We start from the raw sequence: 24,209 nt of genomic DNA, 5'->3' as shown, positions 1-24,209 counted from the left end.
GTCTTCATTCCAGCTATGAAAACCTAAACTCGATTAATCACCGTTACTTTTGGTCTTCATTCAAGCTATGAAAACCTAAACTCAATCTATCACCGTTACTTTCGGTCTTCATTCCAGCTATGAAAACCTAAACTCAATCTATCACCGGGAATTTCGGTCTTCATTCCAGCTATGAAAACCTAAACTCGATCTATCACCGTTACTTTCGGTCTTCATTCAAACTATGAAAACCTAAACTCGATTAACAACCGTAACTTTTGGTCTTCATTCAAGCTATGAAAACCTAAACTCGATTAATCATCGTTACTTTTGGTCTTCATTCAAGCTATGAAAACCTAAACTAGATTAACAACCTTTACTTTCGGTCTTCATTCCGGCTATGAAAACCTAAACTCGATCTATCACCGTTACTTTCGGGCTTCATTCCGGCTATGAAAACCAAAACTTGATCGTATCACCGTTAATTTCGGTCTCATTCAAACTATGAAAAACAAAACTCGATCTATCATCGTTATTGATACATTCTAATCTCTACAACAAAAAAACTACCTGTAGCATGAGCAATCTTTTTGCCATCTGAACGGAAAACATCCGCAGACAAAATGATTGTTTTGGACCCTTTGTGCTCTATTCTTGCATGACAAGTAACATCGTCCCCTATTCCGGGTGCAAGATAATTTACGTTCATCTGTGTTGTAACAACGGAGAAACCTTCAGGAACTATACTATGTGCTAAACTTCCCATTGTTTCGTCTAGAATGGTTGCAGTTGCCCCTCCGTGGAGAATGTTTTTACTATTATGGCTTATTTCCGTCAGCGGCATGGTTATTTCATAACTATGTTGATTAAATTCACGCTTCATTTGAAGTAACGCATTAAGGATGCTTTGTTTGTTAACTCTATTTCCTTCAGTCCATCAAGCAGATGTTCTAAAACTATGCTTTCCTCTTCTGATGCATCTTGTAAAAATTGATGAAATTTGTTAGTTAGTTTCTCTTTCATTTCTTTCTCCTCTCAAAATTATAAAAATTACTAATAAAACGCTCGGGTTTGAACTCTATTTAGCAAGTACCAAATTCTCGAATTTTTCCGTTCTCTCGTTACTTTCCCGAACAATTTGACTTTTCATAAAACTGCTTTAATTTTATCAGAGTTTTCTAATTATTCATAATCCTTTATGACAATTATTGGCTAATGGTAATAAATATAATGATGAGGTACAGTTTCAAGATCATAGGAAGACTGTCCTCCATAGCGATTATGAAGGACAAGCGTTTCCTTGGGAACTGTTAACCAACCTTAGAATACTAATAAGCATTTGTATAATAATAGGCACCAAGTACTCCGCATCTAATCTTACTCCACATACCAACGCCGAGCCCCGTTGGTATTGCCAAGGCAATCCTATGAAATATAGCCCTTTAACTTTTGTTACACCTCTTGTATGTATTGGTTTCCCTTCAGGCGAAATTACATCTCTTATGTTAACCCAATCGTATGAAGGGACAAAGCCTGTTGACCAAATAATGCTGTCAAATTTCCTCTTGCTGTTATCCTCAAAAATAACTTCTTGGCCGTCGACTTCAATCACTCTAGGATTCACGCGAATCTTCCTATTTTTGATCAGTGCTTTTAATTCTTTTCCAAAGATCGGGTCGCTTTGTTTTTTGAACCACTTCCCCTTTCGTGAATCAATCCCTGCAAACAGCAGCCCGAATGCTTCCAGCCAATGGAAGATACTTTTCCAAGCTATTGTTAAAGGTAAAAATTTTACCTTATGACTAATAGCAAGCGTTACATTCCGATCCTTGGCTAATTCAACAGCAATTTGGGCTCCAGAATTACCACCTCCCACAACCAGTATATCTTTACCTGGTAACTCAAATGGCGAAGAATATTCAGAAGAATGAACTTGAAAGGTATCTTGATTTTTTTCAATTATATTTGGGATAAAAGGTTTTTGAAAGGCTCCTGTTGCGATGATGACTTGATATGCCCTTATTTCCCCTTTGTTGGTCTCTAACACGAACGGACCATTTTGCTGCTTGCTTAACTGGTTTATAACGGTGTTACACATAACCGGAATATCAAACTGCTTCACATAACTCTCCAAATAATCTGCCATATCATCTTTCGTTGGAAATTCATTCACCGGACCCTTCATCTGTAGCCCAGGAAGACTGCTATAACTTCTTGGTGTAAACAGAATTAAAGAATGATATCTTTTTCTCCATGAATCTCCAACCCTCTCGTTCTTCTCTAAAATCACAAAAGGAATCTTCTTCATTTTCAAGTAGTATCCCATGGTTATTCCCGCTTGTCCCCCGCCAATGATGACCACTTCATAATTCACCATCAAACTCACACCTCTCACAACATTCAAACATTCATTTGAATAAAATTATATAGGAGCAATCATGAAAGTAAAATGAGGAATTTTTTTAAAAGCGGTCTAGCCCTATGCTTCCATATGTCCTGTCCATTCAAAAAAAGCACTTCTCTCCAATTAATATGGCTTTCCATGTCATGTGATTTTTTAGAAGTTACATAGTATACTTAATAATAGTATTCTGAATATTTTGTATAGTTTTTCAATTACCTATAATTACGTGGTTAACAAATTAAAAGGAGTGGTAAATCATATGAGTAACACCATTATTGATTGTGATGTTCACCCTAGACCTCGAAGCCTTGAGGATCTTCATGTTTATCTTCCAAAGCGTTGGCATAACTCTCATTTGTTGATTAGCAGACCCTTTTATATTCATCCAAATCACGTCTTAAGGTTAGATGCTGTCACTCCCGATAACGGCAGTCCTGGATCTGATCCATCTTTTATGAGAGAACATCTTTTAGATCCATATGGAATTTCATATGCGATTCTTCTGCCACTTGGTTATGTGAACATGCATCCTAACCCTTACATGGCGAGTGACCTTGCTTCTGCTTATAACCAGTGGCTTGTTGATGTATGGCTTGATGGGGACAATAAAGATGGCAGGTATAAAGGCTCCATAACGGTTGCTCCGCAAAACCCAAAAGCAGCCGTTGAAGAAATCGCCAAATGGGCCGATCATCCCCATATGGTTCAAGTTATGATGGATTCTGGGGCAAATACAAATTATGGTCATATGCAATTTTATCCGATTTATGAAGCATGTGAACATTATGGCCTTCCTATCGCCCTCCATCCTACCGGGGAAGGATTAGGAATATGTTCACCTGCTTCATCTGGTTATCCGACCACGTATATGGAATGGAGTGTCGGACTTACTTTTTCCATCCAAGCACATCTTGTCAGCTTTATAACCGAAGGGGTGTTTGAACGATTCCCAGACCTTAAGCTTGTTCTAGTTGAAGGCGGTTCGGCCTGGCTTCCTTCCCTCATGTGGCGTATGGATAACGCTTGGAAGGGTTTACGTGATTCCGTGCCATGGCTTACCAAACGACCTAGTGAGTATGTAAAGGAACATGTTCGAATCACTTCCCAGCCGCTCGAAACAACTGATCATCCTAAACATCTTCTCGCCAATTTAGAAATGATGGATGCAAAAAATATTATGATGTTTGCGTCAGACTATCCTCATTGGGACTTCGACGATCCAAAGCGAGCATTCCCAAAGCTTCCCGAAGACATGAAGAATAGAATTTTCTATGAAAATGCGAAAGAACTTTATAAATTACCTTAATGATGGAAAAGGGTGATAACTTGATAGAGTATAAAATTGGAACCGTTGACGAAATTCCAGAAGGATCATGTAAAATTGTTACTATTAGCGGTAAATCGATAGGTGTCTTTAATGTGAATGGAGAGTTCTTTGCTTTAAGAAATACTTGTCCGCATCAAGGAGCGGAACTTTGTAAAGGGAAAATCGTAGGGATACACGTTTGCGGTGAAAGTATCGATGATATAAAACTTGTGAGGGAAGGCGAATTCATTCGCTGTCCCTGGCACGGCTGGGAGTTTGACATTAAAACAGGAAAATCCCTCATAGATCCAAAGAAAACCTATGTACGAAGCTATGAAGTTTCGGTAAAACCTAGCTGTGATGAAGAATTACAAGTTGAAACATTTCCTACCCGCGTTCAAGCGGATGTGATACTGGTAAAAGTCTAATCGAGGGGAAGAAGGGAGAAAGAATCTGTCTACTAGTGCTGTAAAGCGATATTTCATCTGGGGCTGGGTCCTTTTTCCCAACCCTTAGTCCCCGAAACTAACTTTATTCCGGTTATGAAAGCCGATTCTTGGGCACTCTCCGGAACTAACGGTCTTCATTTCCGCTATGATAACCGGTTCTTGGGCATTCACCAGTACTAACGGTCTTCATCTCGACTATGATAACCGGTTCTTGCTCATTCACCGCTACTAACGGTCTTATCTCGACTATGATAACCGGTTCTTGGGCATTCACCGGTACTAACGGTCTTCATCTCAACTATGATAACCGGTTCTTGCTCATTCACCAAACTAACGGTCTTCATCTCAACTATGATAACCGGTTTTTGAGCATTCACCTAATCTATCGGTCTTCATCCCGACTATGATAACCGGTTCTTGCTCATTCACCAAAACTAACGGTCTTCATCTCAACTATGATAACCGGTTCTTGCTCATTCACCAAAACTAACGGTCTTCATCTCAACTATGATAACCGGTTCTTGCTCATTCACCAAACTAACGGTCTTCATTCCGGTTATGATGCCGAAACAAATTCCCGAGCACCCTAAAACGGTCATCATCCTAAGTAATCCGGGAAGATGATCACCTTTCGTGCCCTACCCGAGTTGAACCAAATAAAATACTTGTAAAAGTGTAATTAAACCTCTATGAAAATAGGCCTGACCCCCAGCGTTACTAACCCGGGGTCAGGCCTTTTATTCAGTTACGAGTTAATCCCTCGCAACCTGTTTATAGAGTTAGTTTATGAGCCCGGTCAACCTTTAAAAATAGTTATCTGCCATTTCTGGATTAGTCTAATAGATCAGGCTGTTCCTTCACAATTCTGTCCCATAAAGGCTGGAATTGGAACCAGCCCGCACGAGAGGTGCCGACTTCTGAGGCAGCTGCCTTCGCACCTTCATCCGAGATAAGACGAGGTGTTCCCGCCGCTTCCGCCATCAGTTGAGCCTGGCAAGAACGTTCCATCGTAATAAACCACCAGGCAGCTTCATCAACCGTTTTCCCTACCGTTAATAAACCATGATTCAGCAAGATACAAGCCTTCCGCTCACCGAGCGCCTTCGCTATTCTTTTGCCTTCTTCTATTTCTAAAACTACCCCGCTGTAATCATCAAACACACTATGATCTTGATAAAAGGCACAGGCATCCTGAGTAATTGGATCCAATGTGCGGCCGAGTGTAGACCAAGTTTTTCCATAAACCGAATGAGTATGTGCAGCCGCAATGACATCCGGACGGGCCGCATGAATTTGGGAATGAATCGCAAAGGCAGCCCGATTGACCGGACGATCTCCCTCCACCACTTCCCCCTCATGATTCACAAGGATCAAATCAGAGGCCTTGATTTGTCCAAAATGCATACCAAACGGATTCACCCAAAAGTGGTCCTTTCGTTCAGGATCCCTTGCGGTGATATGACCAGCGACCCCTTCATCAAATCCGAATCTAGAAAAAAGACGAAACGCAGCGGCCAGACGCTGCTTTAAGTGTTGACGTTCCTCTTCCACCGTTTCAAACGTTGGTGGAGTAAAAATACTTTTTGATTTAGATTTTTGATTTTGCATTTCCTTCCTCCTTTGATCATTTAGTTCCTTTCCGTTAGTATAAATTGCCAGGTCAACATAAGTCAATTAATTGTTAGAAAATTTAGAATTCTATAGTTGCAAAAACCATAATTCATGGACAAAATCCTTAGAACTAAATCCATAAAGAAAATGACGTGTACCTCACTCCACGTCATTTGTAATCGAAAAGTTTTTTAGTAGTTTCATACCTTTAGGTTTACTAGAAAGTATACTGTTCACCCGTAGCACGTACAGTAATATCACTAATGTTAACTCCCCAAGGTTGATTAATAACGAATATAATATTTTGTGCCAGCTCCTCAGGAGAAATCGCCCAGTATTTTACACTATCTGAATCTAGATATTCTGCCGGCATTTTCCTAGAGACGAATTTCCCCATGTTTTCAGCATACGTTCCCGCATTATGTCCAGTTAAGCCTAAAATCGCTTGGCCGTTAATAATCGAATTACCTAACCCTGTTCCAGGTACACCAGTAGGTTTTACGGTAGTTACCTTAATTTTCCCTTGAGCTTCAACACGTAATGAGTCTGAGAGAACTTTTACAGCAGCCTTCGTTGCAGAATACACTCCAGAACCATAGACTCCGTAGTTACCATAAATAGAAGAAATATTTACAATTTGTCCTTGTTCTTGAGCAATCATTTGATCGTAAACCGCACTAATACCATTTACAACGCCTTTAAAATTTATATCGATACACTTGTCCCATGCTTTTGAAGCTTCTCGATGCTCAGAGAAGAATGAAAGCGGCATAATTCCCGCGTTATTAACTAGCACATCAATACGGCCAAATTTATCAATTGCAAATTGAGCCATACCATCCATTTGTTCTTTATCTGTCACATCTGCAACAACATATTCTGCAGATTGTCCTTTAGCTTTAATCCCTTCCACTACTATTTTTAGATTATCTTCATTGATATCGGCAGCAACTACTTTTGCACCTAAATCTGCTGCCATTTCAGAAACCAATTTTCCAAATCCACTTCCTGCCCCTGTAATGATAATAACTTTCCCTTCAACATAATTACTCATGACAGTTTTCCCCCTAGTTCATCTTAAGTTCGATTACAACTGAGATTAATAAGTAGTTACAGCTTTTTTTTTTAAAAAAACAGTCTCTCAACCTAATAAATCGTATAAAACGGAGGCTCTAATTCAAGTAATCTTGCATACAGGATTAATTGCCCTTTATGATGCGCCTCATGGGTAATCATCCTTTGCAGCATCTCTGCGATTGGTTCCGTTTTATTAAAGACATGAATGGTTGCTTCTCTTTGTAAATCTTCTTCAGTAAATCGGCTAATGACGGCCCGATGTTCAATGGTTAACTCCTCGAGAAGCTCTCTTGCTTCAGCAAGGGTTTGCGGAACAGGCGGAACTTTCCACTCGCGTCCCTCCATCGCCGAAAAGAAAAAGTCTGGTACCCAGGCAAGGTGATGAATCATTTCTACTACACTCATAACCTTCGGTGTCGGACGGAAATTTGCACTTGACTCCGGGAACACCTTCACTAATTCAAAAAGTACATCCCTATGGACGCTCCATCGATTTAAAATAGTTTGTGTTGACATTGAAATTGTTTCTGACATTGTTCATTCCTCCTCGTTCTATTCTGAATCTAAAATTCAGAAGTTAATTTATGATTCAGCCATTTCCCTTGTTCGAACGTTTGAAGTGTTGGTCGACACTCAAATGCCATTATTTAAACCTATAACAAATCCTTTCCAATTAGTATAAATTGCCATTGTAGCAATAGTCAATTTATAGAGTGAATATTTTGAATATTTTAAAAAGAACATTCACCCCATTAGCCATGATATAAGTTTTTTCACTCCGGCAATCTTCTGGCAACAACTTTTCGGTAAAATAGATAGATGAAAGGAATGAGTAACATGAAAAAATCTATCTTAATTGTGGAAGATGAAGAGTCGATCGTTGATATATTAACCTATTTTACCGTACATACCGCGATGACGGGAGAGCAAGCGCTGGAAAAGTTCCAAGGACTAGACATTCATCTTGTTATTTTAGATAATCGAGCACAGCTTACGTTCACACCTATCATGAGGATACTTTTACGTTTAATACTGTGGAAAAATTTATGATTAAATAAGATGAAAATAGCCTGTTCTCAACTCAATAAGGAACAGGCTATTTCATGGTTATTTCTTTTGCAGACGGTACAAATCATACGACTTGTAGCCTTGTGATAAAACATCGACCATCTGAGCTTGACGCTTATCACGTGTTTTCTGCTGTTTGGCAGAAAAGATATAACGAGCCCAATCTACTTGATATCCTGGAGTTAGTTCTTGATAGAACTTTAACTCATCTGGGTGATTCGCTAAAAGCTTTTCAATATCTGCTACTTTNACGGTCTTCATCTCAACTATGATAACCGGTTTTTGAGCATTCACCTAATCTATCGGTCTTCATCCCGACTATGATAACCGGTTCTTGCTCATTCACCAAAACTAACGGTCTTCATCTCAACTATGATAACCGGTTCTTGCTCATTCACCAAAACTAACGGTCTTCATCTCAACTATGATAACCGGTTCTTGCTCATTCACCAAACTAACGGTCTTCATTCCGGTTATGATGCCGAAACAAATTCCCGAGCACCCTAAAACGGTCATCATCCTAAGTAATCCGGGAAGATGATCACCTTTCGTGCCCTACCCGAGTTGAACCAAATAAAATACTTGTAAAAGTGTAATTAAACCTCTATGAAAATAGGCCTGACCCCCAGCGTTACTAACCCGGGGTCAGGCCTTTTATTCAGTTACGAGTTAATCCCTCGCAACCTGTTTATAGAGTTAGTTTATGAGCCCGGTCAACCTTTAAAAATAGTTATCTGCCATTTCTGGATTAGTCTAATAGATCAGGCTGTTCCTTCACAATTCTGTCCCATAAAGGCTGGAATTGGAACCAGCCCGCACGAGAGGTGCCGACTTCTGAGGCAGCTGCCTTCGCACCTTCATCCGAGATAAGACGAGGTGTTCCCGCCGCTTCCGCCATCAGTTGAGCCTGGCAAGAACGTTCCATCGTAATAAACCACCAGGCAGCTTCATCAACCGTTTTCCCTACCGTTAATAAACCATGATTCAGCAAGATACAAGCCTTCCGCTCACCGAGCGCCTTCGCTATTCTTTTGCCTTCTTCTATTTCTAAAACTACCCCGCTGTAATCATCAAACACACTATGATCTTGATAAAAGGCACAGGCATCCTGAGTAATTGGATCCAATGTGCGGCCGAGTGTAGACCAAGTTTTTCCATAAACCGAATGAGTATGTGCAGCCGCAATGACATCCGGACGGGCCGCATGAATTTGGGAATGAATCGCAAAGGCAGCCCGATTGACCGGACGATCTCCCTCCACCACTTCCCCCTCATGATTCACAAGGATCAAATCAGAGGCCTTGATTTGTCCAAAATGCATACCAAACGGATTCACCCAAAAGTGGTCCTTTCGTTCAGGATCCCTTGCGGTGATATGACCAGCGACCCCTTCATCAAATCCGAATCTAGAAAAAAGACGAAACGCAGCGGCCAGACGCTGCTTTAAGTGTTGACGTTCCTCTTCCACCGTTTCAAACGTTGGTGGAGTAAAAATACTTTTTGATTTAGATTTTTGATTTTGCATTTCCTTCCTCCTTTGATCATTTAGTTCCTTTCCGTTAGTATAAATTGCCAGGTCAACATAAGTCAATTAATTGTTAGAAAATTTAGAATTCTATAGTTGCAAAAACCATAATTCATGGACAAAATCCTTAGAACTAAATCCATAAAGAAAATGACGTGTACCTCACTCCACGTCATTTGTAATCGAAAAGTTTTTTAGTAGTTTCATACCTTTAGGTTTACTAGAAAGTATACTGTTCACCCGTAGCACGTACAGTAATATCACTAATGTTAACTCCCCAAGGTTGATTAATAACGAATATAATATTTTGTGCCAGCTCCTCAGGAGAAATCGCCCAGTATTTTACACTATCTGAATCTAGATATTCTGCCGGCATTTTCCTAGAGACGAATTTCCCCATGTTTTCAGCATACGTTCCCGCATTATGTCCAGTTAAGCCTAAAATCGCTTGGCCGTTAATAATCGAATTACCTAACCCTGTTCCAGGTACACCAGTAGGTTTTACGGTAGTTACCTTAATTTTCCCTTGAGCTTCAACACGTAATGAGTCTGAGAGAACTTTTACAGCAGCCTTCGTTGCAGAATACACTCCAGAACCATAGACTCCGTAGTTACCATAAATAGAAGAAATATTTACAATTTGTCCTTGTTCTTGAGCAATCATTTGATCGTAAACCGCACTAATACCATTTACAACGCCTTTAAAATTTATATCGATACACTTGTCCCATGCTTTTGAAGCTTCTCGATGCTCAGAGAAGAATGAAAGCGGCATAATTCCCGCGTTATTAACTAGCACATCAATACGGCCAAATTTATCAATTGCAAATTGAGCCATACCATCCATTTGTTCTTTATCTGTCACATCTGCAACAACATATTCTGCAGATTGTCCTTTAGCTTTAATCCCTTCCACTACTATTTTTAGATTATCTTCATTGATATCGGCAGCAACTACTTTTGCACCTAAATCTGCTGCCATTTCAGAAACCAATTTTCCAAATCCACTTCCTGCCCCTGTAATGATAATAACTTTCCCTTCAACATAATTACTCATGACAGTTTTCCCCCTAGTTCATCTTAAGTTCGATTACAACTGAGATTAATAAGTAGTTACAGCTTTTTTTTTTAAAAAAACAGTCTCTCAACCTAATAAATCGTATAAAACGGAGGCTCTAATTCAAGTAATCTTGCATACAGGATTAATTGCCCTTTATGATGCGCCTCATGGGTAATCATCCTTTGCAGCATCTCTGCGATTGGTTCCGTTTTATTAAAGACATGAATGGTTGCTTCTCTTTGTAAATCTTCTTCAGTAAATCGGCTAATGACGGCCCGATGTTCAATGGTTAACTCCTCGAGAAGCTCTCTTGCTTCAGCAAGGGTTTGCGGAACAGGCGGAACTTTCCACTCGCGTCCCTCCATCGCCGAAAAGAAAAAGTCTGGTACCCAGGCAAGGTGATGAATCATTTCTACTACACTCATAACCTTCGGTGTCGGACGGAAATTTGCACTTGACTCCGGGAACACCTTCACTAATTCAAAAAGTACATCCCTATGGACGCTCCATCGATTTAAAATAGTTTGTGTTGACATTGAAATTGTTTCTGACATTGTTCATTCCTCCTCGTTCTATTCTGAATCTAAAATTCAGAAGTTAATTTATGATTCAGCCATTTCCCTTGTTCGAACGTTTGAAGTGTTGGTCGACACTCAAATGCCATTATTTAAACCTATAACAAATCCTTTCCAATTAGTATAAATTGCCATTGTAGCAATAGTCAATTTATAGAGTGAATATTTTGAATATTTTAAAAAGAACATTCACCCCATTAGCCATGATATAAGTTTTTTCACTCCGGCAATCTTCTGGCAACAACTTTTCGGTAAAATAGATAGATGAAAGGAATGAGTAACATGAAAAAATCTATCTTAATTGTGGAAGATGAAGAGTCGATCGTTGATATATTAACCTATTTTACCGTACATACCGCGATGACGGGAGAGCAAGCGCTGGAAAAGTTCCAAGGACTAGACATTCATCTTGTTATTTTAGATAATCGAGCACAGCTTACGTTCACACCTATCATGAGGATACTTTTACGTTTAATACTGTGGAAAAATTTATGATTAAATAAGATGAAAATAGCCTGTTCTCAACTCAATAAGGAACAGGCTATTTCATGGTTATTTCTTTTGCAGACGGTACAAATCATACGACTTGTAGCCTTGTGATAAAACATCGACCATCTGAGCTTGACGCTTATCACGTGTTTTCTGCTGTTTGGCAGAAAAGATATAACGAGCCCAATCTACTTGATATCCTGGAGTTAGTTCTTGATAGAACTTTAACTCATCTGGGTGATTCGCTAAAAGCTTTTCAATATCTGCTACTTTATCCACATAATCAGCTACACATTGACTTGCAGCAGATGATTTTTTTGCTTTCTTTTTCTCACGCTTTAGTCCCACAACCGTAAATACCTCATCCATCGCCACCATCCGCGCAAATTTCACGTCGCTATCTCCCACATAGCCATCTTCTCCCACTTTCATCGCCGGAAAAATCTCATCTCTATGAATGAATATCTCATACCGCTTGTTCCCCTTTTTCGGATAGGCGAAAAATAAGTAACCTTTTTCAAGTAGCAGCTGCTCCTTAATAATCCGCTGAGTGTGGCTCACCATTTCATCGATGGTTTCTACAAAAATGAAAATCGCATCATGCTCTCCAGTTAAGTCGGATTTATAGCTATTAAACAACTCATAATCACTCGGCTGGTTAACAACGATCATGTCTTTATATTTAGTCAGGTTCAATTTATCAATAATCGTCATACTGTACTCCTTTGTTTTGGTGAATGTAGCTTACCTCTTTTATCATAATAAAACATATCCTTTGTCTCCGAAAGTCCCTGACCTTGTCCGAATGAAAACAGAATCCCCGGCGTTCAATCATTGGAAATTAATGCTATAATAAAAATGTTATGAAAACTATTTTGGAGGCGATCAGAGTGGAAGAAATCAAAGCGGGCACTAATGAATTTTTTATCGAAGAAGATGGGAAAGTGATTGGTAAAATTGAATTCACGCAAGAAGGAAAAGATCAAAGCGGAAAAGATCTTATTAGCGTGCATCACACAGAGGTTTCTGAAGGATACAATGGTCGAGGACTAGCGAGAAAACTAGTAAACAGAGTAGTTGAATATGCAAGAGAAGAGAATAAATTAATCATCCCAGTTTGTACATATGTAAAAAAAGTGGTAGAAAGCAGCGACGAATTTCAAGACATCGTTGCAAAATAAAAAATCGGTGCCTTCCCTAGCACATGGGGCAGGCACCACAAATTAATTTTGTTTGTCCTCCAAGATTGCTGCCATTCCCGCAATTATGCAGCTGCCGGATAGCTGGAGTTTCCCTCTAATATTTTTACGATTTCCCGAACTAACTCCGTCATCTCCTGACCATCTTTATTTTGATCGCATTCATCCCATTCATAATGCTTAGTTGCACTGTTGATCCAAACCTTTAATTCATAGCTTTCATGAGGCTCCTGCTTGCATGAATTAGATAATATTTTTTGTTTGAGATAACTACCAAGAATCATTCGTCTATAAATATTGTTCATTTCTTCTTTTGAAAATTGAAAATCACTTACCGTAACGGTCTGTCCATCCTCCAAATAGATCGAGAGTTTTTCTTCCTTAGTGTTAATTTCGTTTCGCTGACCAACACCATAATTTAACTGAAAAGCAAAATAATCCTCTTTTTCCACATCATGCGAAATATATAACAACTCATTTATTTGTGAATTTGGACACCCTTCAAGAACATATTTCGTTTCTATATTGGACTCTTCTTTTCGAATACTATTGCAGTCATATGACGTGACTCCTCCATTTCCATAAGCATCCTTCGTCGTATCCAATGTAAAAGTTAAAGTCGAGCCACTATATTTCAAATTATGTAAGATGGGTGCGCCTTCCGTTGTATATCGCACTAATTCTACTTCATCCTCAACCCCACTTTGGACGTTATTAACAAAAGTATCCAATCGTTCTAGATTCTCAGTTTGACCGTGCATATCAATAATTTCGTTAGCTGCAAAAGTTTCCTTATTTTGAGTTTGATCATCTGACCGGCATCCGTTCAGGAAAAGCAAAATAGACGCTAGAAAAATAACCCCGAGAGACTTTTTTAACAAAACCAATCACTTCCTTTTATAAACAGACGAATTCTGATGAAAAAGGTTTCGAGGACTGTTCTGGTGTCCGTAACCCATGATTTCACTGTTTCAATGTTATCATTCTTGCATCCATTGCTCTCTAAAGCGTGGTAAAATTAAAGAAATAGAGGACGAAAAAAATAGTCTGGGGGATATTATGGCAGAATTTAAGATTTGGAAAAATGGTGCGCGCGGCCATAAATTTATTACTTCTTTTAGCGGAGGAAAAGATAGTGTCCTCGCCTTATATAAAGCAGCAAAGGACGGAGAAGCAATTGGACTCATTGTTATGCTCGAGGAAGAAGGGAAACGTTCTCGTTCCCACGGCATGCCTCCGGAGCTTATCCTTGCTCAAGCTAAATCAATCGGACTGCCTGTCTATACAGCAGCTGCAAGTTGGACGGATTATGAAAAAGTATTTATAGAGCTTTTGGAAAATGCGAAGAATCAAGGCGCAGAAGCGTTGGTAACAGGAGACTTGGACATGCCTGAACATGGCTGTTGGCATGAAAAGGTGGCGAACCAGGCCGGATTACAGCTCGGGATGCCCTTATGGGGAATGAATCATCGTGAAGCCGTTGATGAATTTATTAATTTGGGCTTCAAAACCATCATTGTGACCGTTAATTTATCGCTCGGAATGCGCGAAGATGATTTAGGGCGGACACTTACACCTGAGTATGTGAAGGAGCTGGAATCCCGCGGCATTGACCCGTGCGGTGAAGGTGGAGAATTCCATACCACCGTCATAAACGGGCCAATTTTTAAACATCCAATTCCCGTCCAAAAATGCGAGATTACGAATGACGGAGAATATGCTTTCTTGCCTTTAAAACTTCAAGAGATCGAGACAAGGGAGAACTAAGCTCTGTGCAAAAAGTGAGTAACTTACGAAATTCCCCTTGCTTCTAGGGGGAAAATTTCCCGCTAATGGTTAGAAGGGAGGCTTAAGAGGCAGAAATAACGGGAGAAATTCCAGTTATCCTCTTTAATTGAGGTGAAATCCTAACATTTTGATCATATAACGGGAAAAACTCCCTTTATTTATTAGGAAATATGGCTATTTCCCTATATAAGCGGAATTTTCCCCTTTATTTTTCAAACACAGTGAAATCAACGATTAAAGGGAAGCCGCTAACCTCTCCCCCTCATATGTAAAATCAATTCGGCTCAACATGCACGTGAACGTCGTAGACATGATGTTTTGCCGCTAAATTTTTTTCAACATTCGTAGAAATGTTATGAGCACTGGTAATATCCAAAGTGGAATTTACGAGAATCACCACATCAACCACCGTATTATTCCCATATTTTCTTGCCTTAATGTCTTTAATCCCTTTTACGCCTTGCGTATTCTGAATCGTCTCACGATAGGATTTCATCTCTTCTTCGTCAAAACCATCTGTTAATTGGTGAGAGGCTTCTCGAAAAATCCCCCAGCCAGTTTTGCAGATCAATATACCAACGATCAAGGCAGCCACTGGATCAAGCCATGGCAATTGGAATTGCGATCCAATGATCCCAACAGCCGTCCCAATACTCACCCATGCATCGGAAAGATTATCTTTTGCTGCTGCCATAACGGATTGACTATTAATCTTGCATGCAAGAGACTTATTGTAGCGATAGACCCCATACATGACAATGGCACAAAAAATGCCTGTCCACGCAGCAATCATGTCCGGGGACGATTGTCCACCTCTAAAAACATTAACAACAGCTGAATAGGAAACTTGAAGACCAACTGCGATCATGATGAACGAAGCGACCATCGAGGAAACGGTCTCAGCTTTCCAATGGCCATAAGGGTGATTGAAATCTGCTGGTTTTTGAGCAATCTTAAGCCCAATCAACACGGCGATGGAAGCGATAATATCAGTTGTATTATTCAAACCATCGGCCCTTAACGCTTCAGAATGCGCAAAGTAACCTATTGCTAACTTAATAACAGACAAAGCTAAATAGGCGATAATGCTTAGCATTACACCGCGCTCTCCCAGCTTTAAATCATCATATCTTTGCTGATCCATTGTGTCACCCCCGCTCATCCCATACCCATCTTACCAAGCAGTAATGATGTGGGTCTATAGAAACCTTTTTTCTCCTTTCTACAAAAATTATCTATATGAAAATAATTTGCACATGTCAAACATCCTCTCATGATCCGTACCTGACGCTTTGGTCAATCGGACAATTGTTTATCTTAAAATATTTTTCTCGGTAACAACCTTCTGAGCATTTTTGTATAAAATAGAATACTCCCCTCCCAAAGAAGAATTAAATTGTTAATACCAAAATCGTAATGCTTGAATGATGTTTGCCTTCAATATAATAGTGGTAAAATAAAATAGATCGAGGTGAATACAATGATAAAAAATCTTAAACTACTAATATTTGGCGGAGACAGCCGGCAAATTGAAGTAGCAAAAATGGCGGCTGCCAAAGGTACAGAGGTTATGCTGGTTGGTTTTGATCAGGCATCCGACGAAGACATTCAAAAATGGAAAATGACAGTTAGTGATGTAGACTTCAGTCAAGTGGACGCGATGCTTTTACCAGTATCAGGGGTCGATGATGACGGAAAAGTTCATGCCAGCTTTTCAGATGGTGATCTTTTTTTGACAAAAGAATTCTTCCAGTCAACACCGGAGCGTTGCGTGATTTATACCGGAATTGAAACTCCTTACTTAAAGCAATTAATTTCAAGTACGAATCGAAAGCTTGTCCCATTATTTGTAAGAGATGATCTAGCTATCCTTAACTCGATTCCGACAGCAGAGGGTGTTTTAAAGCTAGCGATCGAACATACAGAGTTTATGCTGCATGGTTCAAAGGTGATGGTTCTAGGCTACGGGCGAGTAGGGAAAACCATTGCGCGTATTTTTTCAGGTGTTGGAGCAAATGTCACGGTGGCATCTAAACATCATGATGAGATGGCCCGTGTTTTGGAATGCGGATTAACTCCTATTCATTTAAAAGAGCTCGAAAACGAGGTAAGAACTGTAGATATATGCATTAATACGATACCGCATTTGATTTTAACTCCAGCGGTCTTAACGAATATGTCACAGAACGCTCTCATCATTGATGTCGCCTCCAAACCGGGCGGGACCGATTTCCAATATGCCGAAAAGATCGGTTTAAAAACACTGTGGGCACTAGGGTTACCTGGAAAAGTCGCACCAAAGTCTGCAGGAGAAATCATCGGAAAAGTGGTTGTTGGATTGTTAGAGGAAGATTTTTAATCTTAAAAATCCCCATAACAAACGCAAACGATCATTTTGGGTCATAAGAACGACTTCAAATCCCTATTAAAGCAATCCCCTATTCGTTGGGTCATAAGGAATACCATATTACTATTAAATATCTGCCCTTCGTTCTTAAGCATTAATAATCGAGGGGCAGACTCACTCTCAAAGCTGCCCTATTCTTGATCCGCTAAGATCTCCTTTGCAGCCAGTTTTCCTAAAATAACTGCGCCTTCCATGGTTGCGAATTGACATGTTATTTAACTTGTAATTTTAGGTTGCCTCCATAATAACTGAACCACTTATCCTAATATGGGTGCTTAGTTAAACTAGAAATCCCCGATAGTGGTTACTATCGGGGATTCTCTCAACTGGGTAAATTAACTATTTAAAAAACCATTTCCATCCTGACTTGATTGCGCATTTTGCTGTCTCACTTGCTGTGCATCAGTCCCTGCAAACCCGGGTTGGAACACTTCTTGAGAGCTCGTGAATTGGCCCATGCCTCCAACTGACTGCTGGAAATTGTTTACTCCCTGTCCCATTTGCTGCAAGCTGCTTCCACCTTGCGCAGATTGCGTATTTTGCTGTCTCACTTGCTGTGCATCAGTCCCTGCAAACCCAGGTTGGAACGCTGCTTGAGTGCTCGCGAATTGACCTAAGCTTCCAACTGACTGTTGGGAACCGTTAAGTCCTTGTCCCATTTGCTGAAAACTGCTTCCACCTTGTGCAGATTGCGCATTTTGCTGTCTGACTTGCTGCGCGTCTGTCCCTGCAACCCCAGGTTGGAACACCTCTTGAGAGTTGGTAAATTGACCTAAGCCTTGCTGTGATTGAAAACCATTTTGATTAAAATTGTTCATTTGAACACCCCCTAAATTAATTATCTTCAATCGTTCATTTATTATTTAGGATCCCTTTTCAAAAAAAAATTGGAAAAAGACAGTTCTAATAATAATTTGAAAATCCTATATAAGAGGGTTTTTTAAGGTTAAAGTGCACTTCCATTAATCGCCTATTTCATTATAATTATTATTATATTATAATTTTTATTGTCTCCTGCCCCATTCCAAAAGGAGGATTAAAACTATGGCTAAAAAGTCAATGATCGCTAAACAAAAAAGACAAGCTAAGTATAAAGTTCAAGAATATACACGATGTGAAAAATGTGGCAGACCACATTCTGTTTATCGTAAATTTAAACTTTGCCGTATTTGCTTCAGGGAACTTGCTTATAAAGGGCAAATTCCTGGCGTAAAGAAAGCAAGCTGGTAAGGCCTTCTGAATGGAAGGCTTTTTTTATTATAGTAATAATGGAATGGATTAAACATGTGAATCACTTCACAAAAATTGATAAATTCGAGGAGCCAATACTTTGTTGGCTCTAATCGGAAGGAAACTTTTTCATACAAGCTTTTTCTTTTTAGTCAGCATATCTAATCAATACGTTACTTATTCTCAACTAAATGCAGACCATATTGGTTAATGCTACTTTTTATCTGGTCAAGATTAACTTGTTTTTCATCATAGATAATCTTTACCTCTCCATCATTTACGTCCACCAGAGCTCTTTCAATTCCATCCATCTGCATAAGGATCGTTTCTAAAGTTTGAATCGGTTTTTCCATTGTAGCTTCTTTCACGAACAATGTTGTTTCTTCCAGTTTTAATCCCCTCTTTCCGTAAAATATTCACATGTTTATCTTACCCTTCATATTTGAACTTTATCGTAAAATAACCAACCAGTCAGTTCTAAGTCCCAATACCATGGTGCGTTTTCGCAAAATCTACCCTAGCTTAGAATCCCAAATTTTGTTAGGGAAAACCTAGCGAGAAAACGGGTAATTTATCTTTGTGGACGAGTAAAGGAGGGGAAAAAATTGAAAACATTGGGTGTACACGAAACATTGGAGTTACATGAATTAATGACCTTTAAAAGTCTTTGTTTAACTAAATCATCAACAATGAGCGGTTTAGTTCAAGATAGTGAACTAAAAAATATTTTAGACCAAGATGTAACACAAGCCAAGGGACATATTGAGAGATTACAACAATTTATGCCAAAGGAGCAATAACATGAATGAATTTATGAAAGATATGACAGGAATGGGTGGTATGACAGAACAAGTCATTGCTACCGACTTCTTAATGGCAGCCAAATCGGGTATCAAAAACTATGCCTTAGCTTTAACGGAATGCTATACGCCAGAGTTACGCCAAGCCCTGACGGAACAGTTAAACGATGCCATTCGTACACATGAACAGATTACAAACTACATGGTAAATAAAGGGTATTATCACCCTATTCATGTAAAAGAGCAGCTAAACCTAGACTTACAAGCTGCACAAACAGCGATGGGTCTTTCTCCATCGCAATCTCAATCACAATCACAGTCGCAAATACAATAAACTAGACAAACCCAAATCCATAAAAAAGCCTTGGAGGATTCCTCCGAGGCCTTTCATTGTTGCTATAAACTAGACAAAACTTTAAATGCAGAACTTATCCTGAGATCTTTTCAAGTTCTGCCATATCGTTAACCGACAAAATCCTCTCTGCTAAAGGGAACAATGCTTTTTCTTCCTTTGCAAAATGTTGCGTTAAGGTAGCATAAGCTTGCACAGCGTAGACTGTGATCGTTTGAGCATCATATTCATCAATGGCCACTCCCGCTCTGGCAGCTTCCGTTAGAAAATCCTGTAGATGTTGTTCCGCCTTCTCATGTTCCTCTTCCATCACTTGAATGGTTTTGTCATTCTCTCCCAGACGGAGAGTCATCAAATGGAACAACCCTTCTTCCTCTCGTTTGGAATGTGCCTTCAGTTCAACATTGAACGCCGAAATCTGTTCATGCAATTTCGCAAACAGTTGAACCACACCTGGGCCCGATTCGTATTCTATTTCTTCCGTGATCTCGTAAAAATGATCCATAGCTGCCCGTAAATGCATATGCTCATCCTTTAATCGCTGCAGTGGAGCACTTAATAAAACGTTACATGCCTTCATCTTCGAATCCCCCAATCACGCTTAGCTTTTCTTAAGCATACGTGAAAAACGCCAGAAACTTTGTGACGATAATCACATTGTTTAGACTTGAAAAGCGTCGTGGACAAAAGGCATCTAATTAAATCCCCTCTATGATGATTTCCCCAGCTTATTCCTGACGACAGAAATCAAAAAGATCAATGGAACGTAGCCGAAAAGAAAGCTAAGTCCACTGTAAATGATGATATCTTCCAATATACGATAATATTCAATATCCAATAATTCACTATTAACAAAATGGAAAATGGCAACTAAACAAATCAATAAATAAGTTGGTTTTATCCGAGGAATCGTAAATTTAATACACCGGATTGCCGACCACAAGTAGATGCAAATCACTGGCATAATGACTAATAACCATGTAAAAATAAAGATAAACTCAAATCGTTCCAGAAATGGAAATTGAATAATTTTAATCATAGTCAAAGTTGGCCATGTTAATTGTTCGAGCTTTCCTGCCGAAAAAAACAAGAAGCTCATGAGCGCAATGAGTGTGTATAAAAAAGTAGTATATAGTAAACCAAGGTGCCCCCATTTTTGCGACTTTTCTTTATTTTTAATAAATGGAAAATAGATGAGGATCGCTTCAAATCCTGCAAACATAGGTGCGGCTTCTTTCGCGGAAATGAAATGGTCTTTCAGTCCGTGTTTAAAAAAAGGCTGTAGATAGGAGAACTCAACATAATTAAATAAATAAAATATTGAAAACAGCATGAAACTAGGAATGATGACACCCCAAAAAGCAATGGCCGTGATTACCCTAAATCCCCCTGCAACTACGTAAAGTATAGCAACGGAAAAAAGCAATGAGAATTCCCAGCTGGCTATCCCATCAAATACCCAAATCTGGAGAATATCGATATACGTATATAAAGGGAAGAGACTAGCAATCGAAAAATAGATTGCCAAAATGAAATTTAACATACCACCCAAAACTTTTCCAAAGACTTCTCTGTGGAAGGAGAGGATATCTCCGGCACTTGAATGTTTCAAGATGTATAGCATCATTAAGAAGATCACATGCATAAAAACTCCCACAGCTAAGACAGAGAACCATGCATTATGGCCTGCTCCCCCAATGATCTTTGTCTGAAAGTTTAATACTAGAACACCTGATTGCACAGAATGCATCAGAAAAAACAAAAAGTAGGGTGATACCATTTTATTTTCTTTCACTGTTGAGTTCATCATAATCCATCCTAAAAGATTAGCCTTCAAGGCCAGAATGTAAGATTTCCAAATTCACATCTACATGGATCGGCAAAGTAGGATATTGCTTATAAAAGGATTCTTCCTCCCAAGTCTTATCCTTTGATCGAACGATATTTCCAATTCCAATCGGGTCTACTTCTTTTTCTTTTAAAGTTGCTAATAAGTCCTCAATTCCTTTTTCTATTTTTCCGACAATCATTTCTTTTATTTTTCTAATATCTTCTGGGTTATCAACATTGTATCGATCAGGATACTGAGTTAGAGATACAGCTAGTTGTAAATGAAGATGTAATTCCTCTTTCTCCTGATTCCAATCCCACTTCTTTTTACTCCGATTAGACTTCACAATGATGATATCTCTTTGATGCTTTTTATCTTCAGGATCTATTTCAAAGGTAGTGATTGGACGATTATCTTTAATAAATGAAAATAGCGCCGTTTGTTTCGGATTTAAATGAAGTTTGAACTTGTCGTCCTTAAATACCCCAATCCCTTCAACTATTACCGTACCTTTTTTGTCAATGGTCAGCATAGGAACATATGCATCCAATCCTTCTCCGTAAAAATGATTTAAAAATACATGAAGATTCATATTAGGCAAAGTCTGTCCTTGCATATTATGCAGAATCCGTTCGGTCAAAGTGAGAGATTTCTCCTTTTTAAACGTGTTCAGTGTTTCTTTTGCAGAATGTGTAGAGACGGCGATTTGAATATGTGTCCCGAGTTGAGGCGTCATCATCAGACGTTTAACCATATCTCCAATCCCTGATTCAGCATAACTTTTCCCGAATAACAACACCCGAATCTTTGCTATTTCAACTGGAGTACTCGTATGTGCTGCCATCTTTGAAACCACTAATGAACTAGTTGGTGCTTGTTCTTCTAACGATTGTATTTGATCACCATCTTTGCTCTTAGTGTAATCAGGGAATAACGCGCTTCCAACTAATTCACCATTATCTGCTTGATCGAACCCAAATACGTGAACAATACTAATTTTGTCGATAATTTTCGTCCTTGTACAGCCAAAAAGAACAACCATACAAATTAACAATAGTAATAACACGCATTTCTTTTTCGATTTATTCATGTTCATCCAGCCTTCATAGATTAATTACTCGTTATCAAGACCTTCTTCTGGGTCTTTATCTGGAACCGGTGAATATCTCTTTAAACTTAATGGTCTTAGATACCAAGGACGTTTACTATATGTTAAATAAGTGGGCCTTAAAAAGGAAGCGGTAGCTCCACCCCTCCGATAAGGATACAACGGCAGTAAAAATGGGACACCTAATGATTTAAGCCGCGCTAAATGGCCGATTAACAAGAGTAAGCCTACATATATACCCAAGCCTCCCCAAACAGCAGCGAGCAGGATAAAAGGATACCGCAGAATTCGTATCGCGTTGGACATTTTATAGATTGGCGTTGTGAAGGAAGAAAGCGCAGCAAGTGCGACAATAATGAGCAAAATAGTACTCGTTAGCGCCGCTTCAACCGTTGCCTGTCCAATTACAATCGCCCCTACAATTCCAAGAGTTTGCCCTATTTTTGTTGGCAGCCTGGCTCCTGCTTCTCTCAATAAGTCGATGGTAACCTCTAAAAACAGTACCTCAATGACAGGCGGAAATGGAACATTTGCCCGGGAAAAGATAATCGGACCCAATAAATCCTTCGGTACCACTTCATAATGAAAGGTTAGTATCGCCACATAAAAGGCAGTAGCAAAAACCGAAAACAACATCCCAACTACCCGAATTAATTTAAAAAAAGACGCTGTAATCGTTCCAAGATAAAAATCCTCTGGATTTGAAAAGAACTCCATCAATGTAGCTGGTCCAATCACAGCATAGGACGATTTATCACTTACTAGCACGACCTGTCCTTGGATGAGTCCAAAAACTACCCTGTCAACACGCTCTGTAGTGATATACATAGGAAAAGGTGTTCTGGCATGATCCGAAATCATTTGTTCCAATTCTGTATTATCAAAGGAAGCATCGACATCAAGCTCTTGCAAACGCTGTTTTGCCGTATTGACATATTGAGGATTGGTCACTCCATCCAGATATGCAACTACAACCTTTGTCCTCGTTCTTGAACCAACAATCATTTCTTCAAAAAGAAGATCTGACGTGCTAAGATGAGCCCTAATTAAATGAAGATTCGTGGATAAGTCTTCAATGAAACCCACTTTTGGTCCGATCACACTAAACTCATTCTGTGTATCATTTGTTTCACGCTGACCCAAGCGAGGATAACTTAAGTCAATGAGTGCAAATTCATCTTTTTTTTCTTTAAAATAAATAACAAGGGACCCTTCGTGAAGGGCTTTGTCAACCTCGATTGGATCATTTATAAACTTAATACCCTCTATTGGTATGATATTTTTCAGATCAGTAAGTTTTATTATTTCAGCAGCCCTTTCCTTTAAAAAAGGCAATACTGACTTCTGCAGGGTATTAGGATCAATCAACGTTTTATAATAACTAATTTGTAGTGACAGATTACTTTCTAATGGTGTGATCGTTAAAAAGTCGCTGGACTTCTTTGCTTTTTCAAATATGTCATTTATGCCTTTTTCTACTGTTTCATAGCTTTTTTCAGGCAGCCGTCGTGCATTCTTCTTTCTAAACATTTCTCCACCTAACCCTGTCCGCGAAATCATTTGGTAAGAGTAGTATTTATCAACAGGATTGGAAATATGTTCAAGTCAGTGTAGTTTTATCTTAAAAAACAAAAAAAACGAGCACAACGCTCGTTTTTTTCAGGTAAAGATATTGATTAATAAACTGATGGCAAATAATAAAAACGCAATCTGAATGATGATATACATCGCAAATTCAAAGGTAGAGAGTTTACTTTGTTTTTTGGTTTTATCCAGATGACGAAAATAAAATCCGGAACAAATAACTAAAATTGCAATGGCAATACCCTGTAAAACATCCGCGGCCATGACCACTCCTCTTCAACCCCTTCATAAACCTATCTGTCTACGATTTTACTTTTTCTTGGCACAACATCGGTTCAACCAATAAAGATGCCTGCCCCCGAATGAT

29 protein-coding genes and 1 pseudogene are annotated in these 24,209 nt (G+C 39.2%); 10 read left to right on the top strand and 20 right to left on the bottom strand.

Translation table 11 applies throughout. The features are described from left to right. Positions 1 to 511: 511 nt before the first annotated feature. The 3 genes from CZ487_RS11050 to CZ487_RS11045 form a co-directional block, all read right to left on the bottom strand. Positions 512 to 862, bottom strand: a complete 351-nt coding sequence (locus CZ487_RS11050) for a PaaI family thioesterase (protein ID WP_237562862.1) — start codon at positions 860 to 862, stop codon at positions 512 to 514. Further along, positions 859 to 1,002 (bottom strand): hypothetical protein, encoded by a 144-nt coding sequence (locus CZ487_RS27480; protein WP_237562861.1) that lies wholly within the window; start codon positions 1,000 to 1,002, stop codon positions 859 to 861. Before CZ487_RS27480 ends, CZ487_RS11050 begins: the two co-directional genes overlap by 4 nt. A gap of 256 nt (positions 1,003 to 1,258) precedes the next feature. Beyond that, positions 1,259 to 2,356, bottom strand: a complete 1,098-nt coding sequence (locus CZ487_RS11045) for a flavin-containing monooxygenase (protein WP_077212226.1) — start codon at positions 2,354 to 2,356, stop codon at positions 1,259 to 1,261. 286 nt (positions 2,357 to 2,642) lie between these two features. Between CZ487_RS11045 and CZ487_RS11040 the strand changes: the two genes are divergently transcribed. After that, positions 2,643 to 3,689 (top strand): amidohydrolase family protein, encoded by a 1,047-nt coding sequence (locus CZ487_RS11040; protein WP_077212225.1) that lies wholly within the window; start codon positions 2,643 to 2,645, stop codon positions 3,687 to 3,689. 20 nt (positions 3,690 to 3,709) lie between these two features. Further along, positions 3,710 to 4,117, top strand: a complete 408-nt coding sequence (locus tag CZ487_RS11035; RefSeq protein WP_237562860.1) for a Rieske (2Fe-2S) protein — start codon at positions 3,710 to 3,712, stop codon at positions 4,115 to 4,117. An 852-nt stretch (positions 4,118 to 4,969) separates the two neighbouring features. Here the strand turns inward: CZ487_RS11035 and CZ487_RS11030 are convergent. The 3 genes from CZ487_RS11030 to CZ487_RS11020 form a co-directional block, all read right to left on the bottom strand. After that, positions 4,970 to 5,746, bottom strand: a complete 777-nt coding sequence (locus CZ487_RS11030; RefSeq protein WP_077212223.1) for a class II aldolase/adducin family protein — start codon at positions 5,744 to 5,746, stop codon at positions 4,970 to 4,972. A gap of 220 nt (positions 5,747 to 5,966) precedes the next feature. Next, entirely contained in the window at positions 5,967 to 6,803 is an 837-nt protein-coding gene (locus CZ487_RS11025) for an SDR family oxidoreductase (protein ID WP_077212222.1), read from the bottom strand. Positions 6,804 to 6,895: 92 nt separating this feature from the next. Then, the gene (locus CZ487_RS11020) at positions 6,896 to 7,360 is read right to left on the bottom strand and encodes a DinB family protein (RefSeq protein WP_077212221.1); all 465 of its coding nucleotides are present in this window, start codon (positions 7,358 to 7,360) and stop codon (positions 6,896 to 6,898) included. A 303-nt stretch (positions 7,361 to 7,663) separates the two neighbouring features. Here CZ487_RS11020 and CZ487_RS11015 point away from each other — a divergent pair, with 303 nt between their 5' ends. Continuing rightward, the gene (locus tag CZ487_RS11015) at positions 7,664 to 7,876 is read left to right on the top strand and encodes a response regulator (RefSeq protein ID WP_077212220.1); all 213 of its coding nucleotides are present in this window, start codon (positions 7,664 to 7,666) and stop codon (positions 7,874 to 7,876) included. Positions 7,877 to 7,933: 57 nt separating this feature from the next. Here CZ487_RS11015 and CZ487_RS11010 read toward each other — a convergent pair. From CZ487_RS11010 to CZ487_RS10995, 4 genes and pseudogenes are all read right to left on the bottom strand, one after another. Next, positions 7,934 to 8,140, bottom strand: a pseudogene (locus tag CZ487_RS11010) (YdeI/OmpD-associated family protein); the annotation flags it as partial. Positions 8,141 to 8,642: 502 nt separating this feature from the next. Further along, a complete protein-coding gene (locus CZ487_RS11005; protein ID WP_077212223.1) occupies positions 8,643 to 9,419 on the bottom strand; it encodes a class II aldolase/adducin family protein in 777 nt (258 codons plus the stop codon). Between the two features lie 220 nt (positions 9,420 to 9,639). Continuing rightward, positions 9,640 to 10,476 carry an SDR family oxidoreductase gene (locus CZ487_RS11000; protein WP_077212222.1) on the bottom strand — a complete coding sequence of 279 codons (837 nt, stop codon included), beginning with the start codon at positions 10,474 to 10,476 and terminating at the stop codon, positions 9,640 to 9,642. A 92-nt stretch (positions 10,477 to 10,568) separates the two neighbouring features. Further along, a complete protein-coding gene (locus tag CZ487_RS10995) occupies positions 10,569 to 11,033 on the bottom strand; it encodes a DinB family protein (RefSeq protein ID WP_077212221.1) in 465 nt (154 codons plus the stop codon). 303 nt (positions 11,034 to 11,336) lie between these two features. Here CZ487_RS10995 and CZ487_RS10990 point away from each other — a divergent pair, with 303 nt between their 5' ends. Then, the gene (locus tag CZ487_RS10990) at positions 11,337 to 11,549 is read left to right on the top strand and encodes a response regulator (RefSeq protein ID WP_077212220.1); all 213 of its coding nucleotides are present in this window, start codon (positions 11,337 to 11,339) and stop codon (positions 11,547 to 11,549) included. A gap of 57 nt (positions 11,550 to 11,606) precedes the next feature. Here the strand turns inward: CZ487_RS10990 and CZ487_RS10985 are convergent, their stop codons facing one another. Then, complete coding sequence (locus CZ487_RS10985; protein WP_077212219.1) at positions 11,607 to 12,257, bottom strand: YdeI/OmpD-associated family protein; 651 nt, start codon at positions 12,255 to 12,257, stop codon at positions 11,607 to 11,609. Between the two features lie 176 nt (positions 12,258 to 12,433). On the opposite strand from CZ487_RS10985, the gene CZ487_RS10980 reads away from it, so the two are divergent. Then, positions 12,434 to 12,724 (top strand): GNAT family N-acetyltransferase, encoded by a 291-nt coding sequence (locus CZ487_RS10980; RefSeq protein ID WP_202617826.1) that lies wholly within the window; start codon positions 12,434 to 12,436, stop codon positions 12,722 to 12,724. An 83-nt stretch (positions 12,725 to 12,807) separates the two neighbouring features. Here the strand turns inward: CZ487_RS10980 and CZ487_RS10975 are convergent, their stop codons facing one another. Then, complete coding sequence (locus tag CZ487_RS10975) at positions 12,808 to 13,623, bottom strand: DUF4362 domain-containing protein (RefSeq protein ID WP_077212217.1); 816 nt, start codon at positions 13,621 to 13,623, stop codon at positions 12,808 to 12,810. Positions 13,624 to 13,801: 178 nt separating this feature from the next. Between CZ487_RS10975 and CZ487_RS10970 the strand changes: the two genes are divergently transcribed. Then, entirely contained in the window at positions 13,802 to 14,509 is a 708-nt protein-coding gene (locus CZ487_RS10970; RefSeq protein WP_077212216.1) for a Dph6-related ATP pyrophosphatase, read from the top strand. Positions 14,510 to 14,804: 295 nt separating this feature from the next. On the opposite strand, the gene CZ487_RS10965 is transcribed toward CZ487_RS10970, so the two are convergent. After that, positions 14,805 to 15,674 (bottom strand): cation diffusion facilitator family transporter, encoded by an 870-nt coding sequence (locus CZ487_RS10965; RefSeq protein WP_077212215.1) that lies wholly within the window; start codon positions 15,672 to 15,674, stop codon positions 14,805 to 14,807. Positions 15,675 to 16,010: 336 nt separating this feature from the next. Here CZ487_RS10965 and dpsA point away from each other — a divergent pair, with 336 nt between their 5' ends. Then, positions 16,011 to 16,889 carry a dipicolinate synthase subunit DpsA gene (gene dpsA / locus CZ487_RS10960; RefSeq protein WP_077212214.1) on the top strand — a complete coding sequence of 293 codons (879 nt, stop codon included), beginning with the start codon at positions 16,011 to 16,013 and terminating at the stop codon, positions 16,887 to 16,889. A gap of 383 nt (positions 16,890 to 17,272) precedes the next feature. Here the strand turns inward: dpsA and CZ487_RS27140 are convergent, their stop codons facing one another. Next, entirely contained in the window at positions 17,273 to 17,755 is a 483-nt protein-coding gene (locus tag CZ487_RS27140) for a hypothetical protein (protein WP_077212213.1), read from the bottom strand. A 226-nt stretch (positions 17,756 to 17,981) separates the two neighbouring features. Here CZ487_RS27140 and CZ487_RS10950 point away from each other — a divergent pair, with 226 nt between their 5' ends. Beyond that, positions 17,982 to 18,167 (top strand): type Z 30S ribosomal protein S14, encoded by a 186-nt coding sequence (locus CZ487_RS10950; RefSeq protein WP_077212212.1) that lies wholly within the window; start codon positions 17,982 to 17,984, stop codon positions 18,165 to 18,167. Positions 18,168 to 18,340: 173 nt separating this feature from the next. Here CZ487_RS10950 and CZ487_RS10945 read toward each other — a convergent pair whose 3' ends face one another. Then, entirely contained in the window at positions 18,341 to 18,535 is a 195-nt protein-coding gene (locus CZ487_RS10945; protein ID WP_237562954.1) for a heavy-metal-associated domain-containing protein, read from the bottom strand. A gap of 282 nt (positions 18,536 to 18,817) precedes the next feature. On the opposite strand from CZ487_RS10945, the gene CZ487_RS27135 reads away from it, so the two are divergent. Then, positions 18,818 to 18,967, top strand: a complete 150-nt coding sequence (locus CZ487_RS27135; protein ID WP_237562953.1) for a ferritin-like domain-containing protein — start codon at positions 18,818 to 18,820, stop codon at positions 18,965 to 18,967. Position 18,968: 1 nt separating this feature from the next. Continuing rightward, positions 18,969 to 19,301: a spore coat protein gene (locus CZ487_RS10935; protein ID WP_077212209.1), complete on the top strand. Its 333-nt coding sequence runs from the start codon at positions 18,969 to 18,971 to the stop codon at positions 19,299 to 19,301. Between the two features lie 94 nt (positions 19,302 to 19,395). Here CZ487_RS10935 and CZ487_RS10930 read toward each other — a convergent pair whose 3' ends face one another. From CZ487_RS10930 to CZ487_RS10910, 5 genes are all read right to left on the bottom strand, one after another. Next, a complete protein-coding gene (locus tag CZ487_RS10930; protein WP_077212208.1) occupies positions 19,396 to 19,899 on the bottom strand; it encodes a hemerythrin domain-containing protein in 504 nt (167 codons plus the stop codon). A gap of 129 nt (positions 19,900 to 20,028) precedes the next feature. After that, positions 20,029 to 21,129: a GerAB/ArcD/ProY family transporter gene (locus CZ487_RS10925; protein ID WP_084783219.1), complete on the bottom strand. Its 1,101-nt coding sequence runs from the start codon at positions 21,127 to 21,129 to the stop codon at positions 20,029 to 20,031. A gap of 16 nt (positions 21,130 to 21,145) precedes the next feature. Beyond that, entirely contained in the window at positions 21,146 to 22,240 is a 1,095-nt protein-coding gene (locus CZ487_RS10920) for a Ger(x)C family spore germination protein (RefSeq protein ID WP_077212206.1), read from the bottom strand. 24 nt (positions 22,241 to 22,264) lie between these two features. Further along, positions 22,265 to 23,788 (bottom strand): spore germination protein, encoded by a 1,524-nt coding sequence (locus CZ487_RS10915; protein ID WP_077212205.1) that lies wholly within the window; start codon positions 23,786 to 23,788, stop codon positions 22,265 to 22,267. Between the two features lie 129 nt (positions 23,789 to 23,917). After that, complete coding sequence (locus tag CZ487_RS10910; protein WP_077212204.1) at positions 23,918 to 24,106, bottom strand: hypothetical protein; 189 nt, start codon at positions 24,104 to 24,106, stop codon at positions 23,918 to 23,920. Positions 24,107 to 24,209: the final 103 nt, after the last annotated feature.

This window comes from Robertmurraya dakarensis (genome assembly GCF_900156875.1).
Lineage (GTDB): Bacteria > Bacillota > Bacilli > Bacillales > Cytobacillaceae > Robertmurraya > Robertmurraya dakarensis.
The sequence above is the reverse complement of the archived record's forward strand: the minus strand, read 5'-3'. Positions and strand labels throughout refer to the sequence as shown.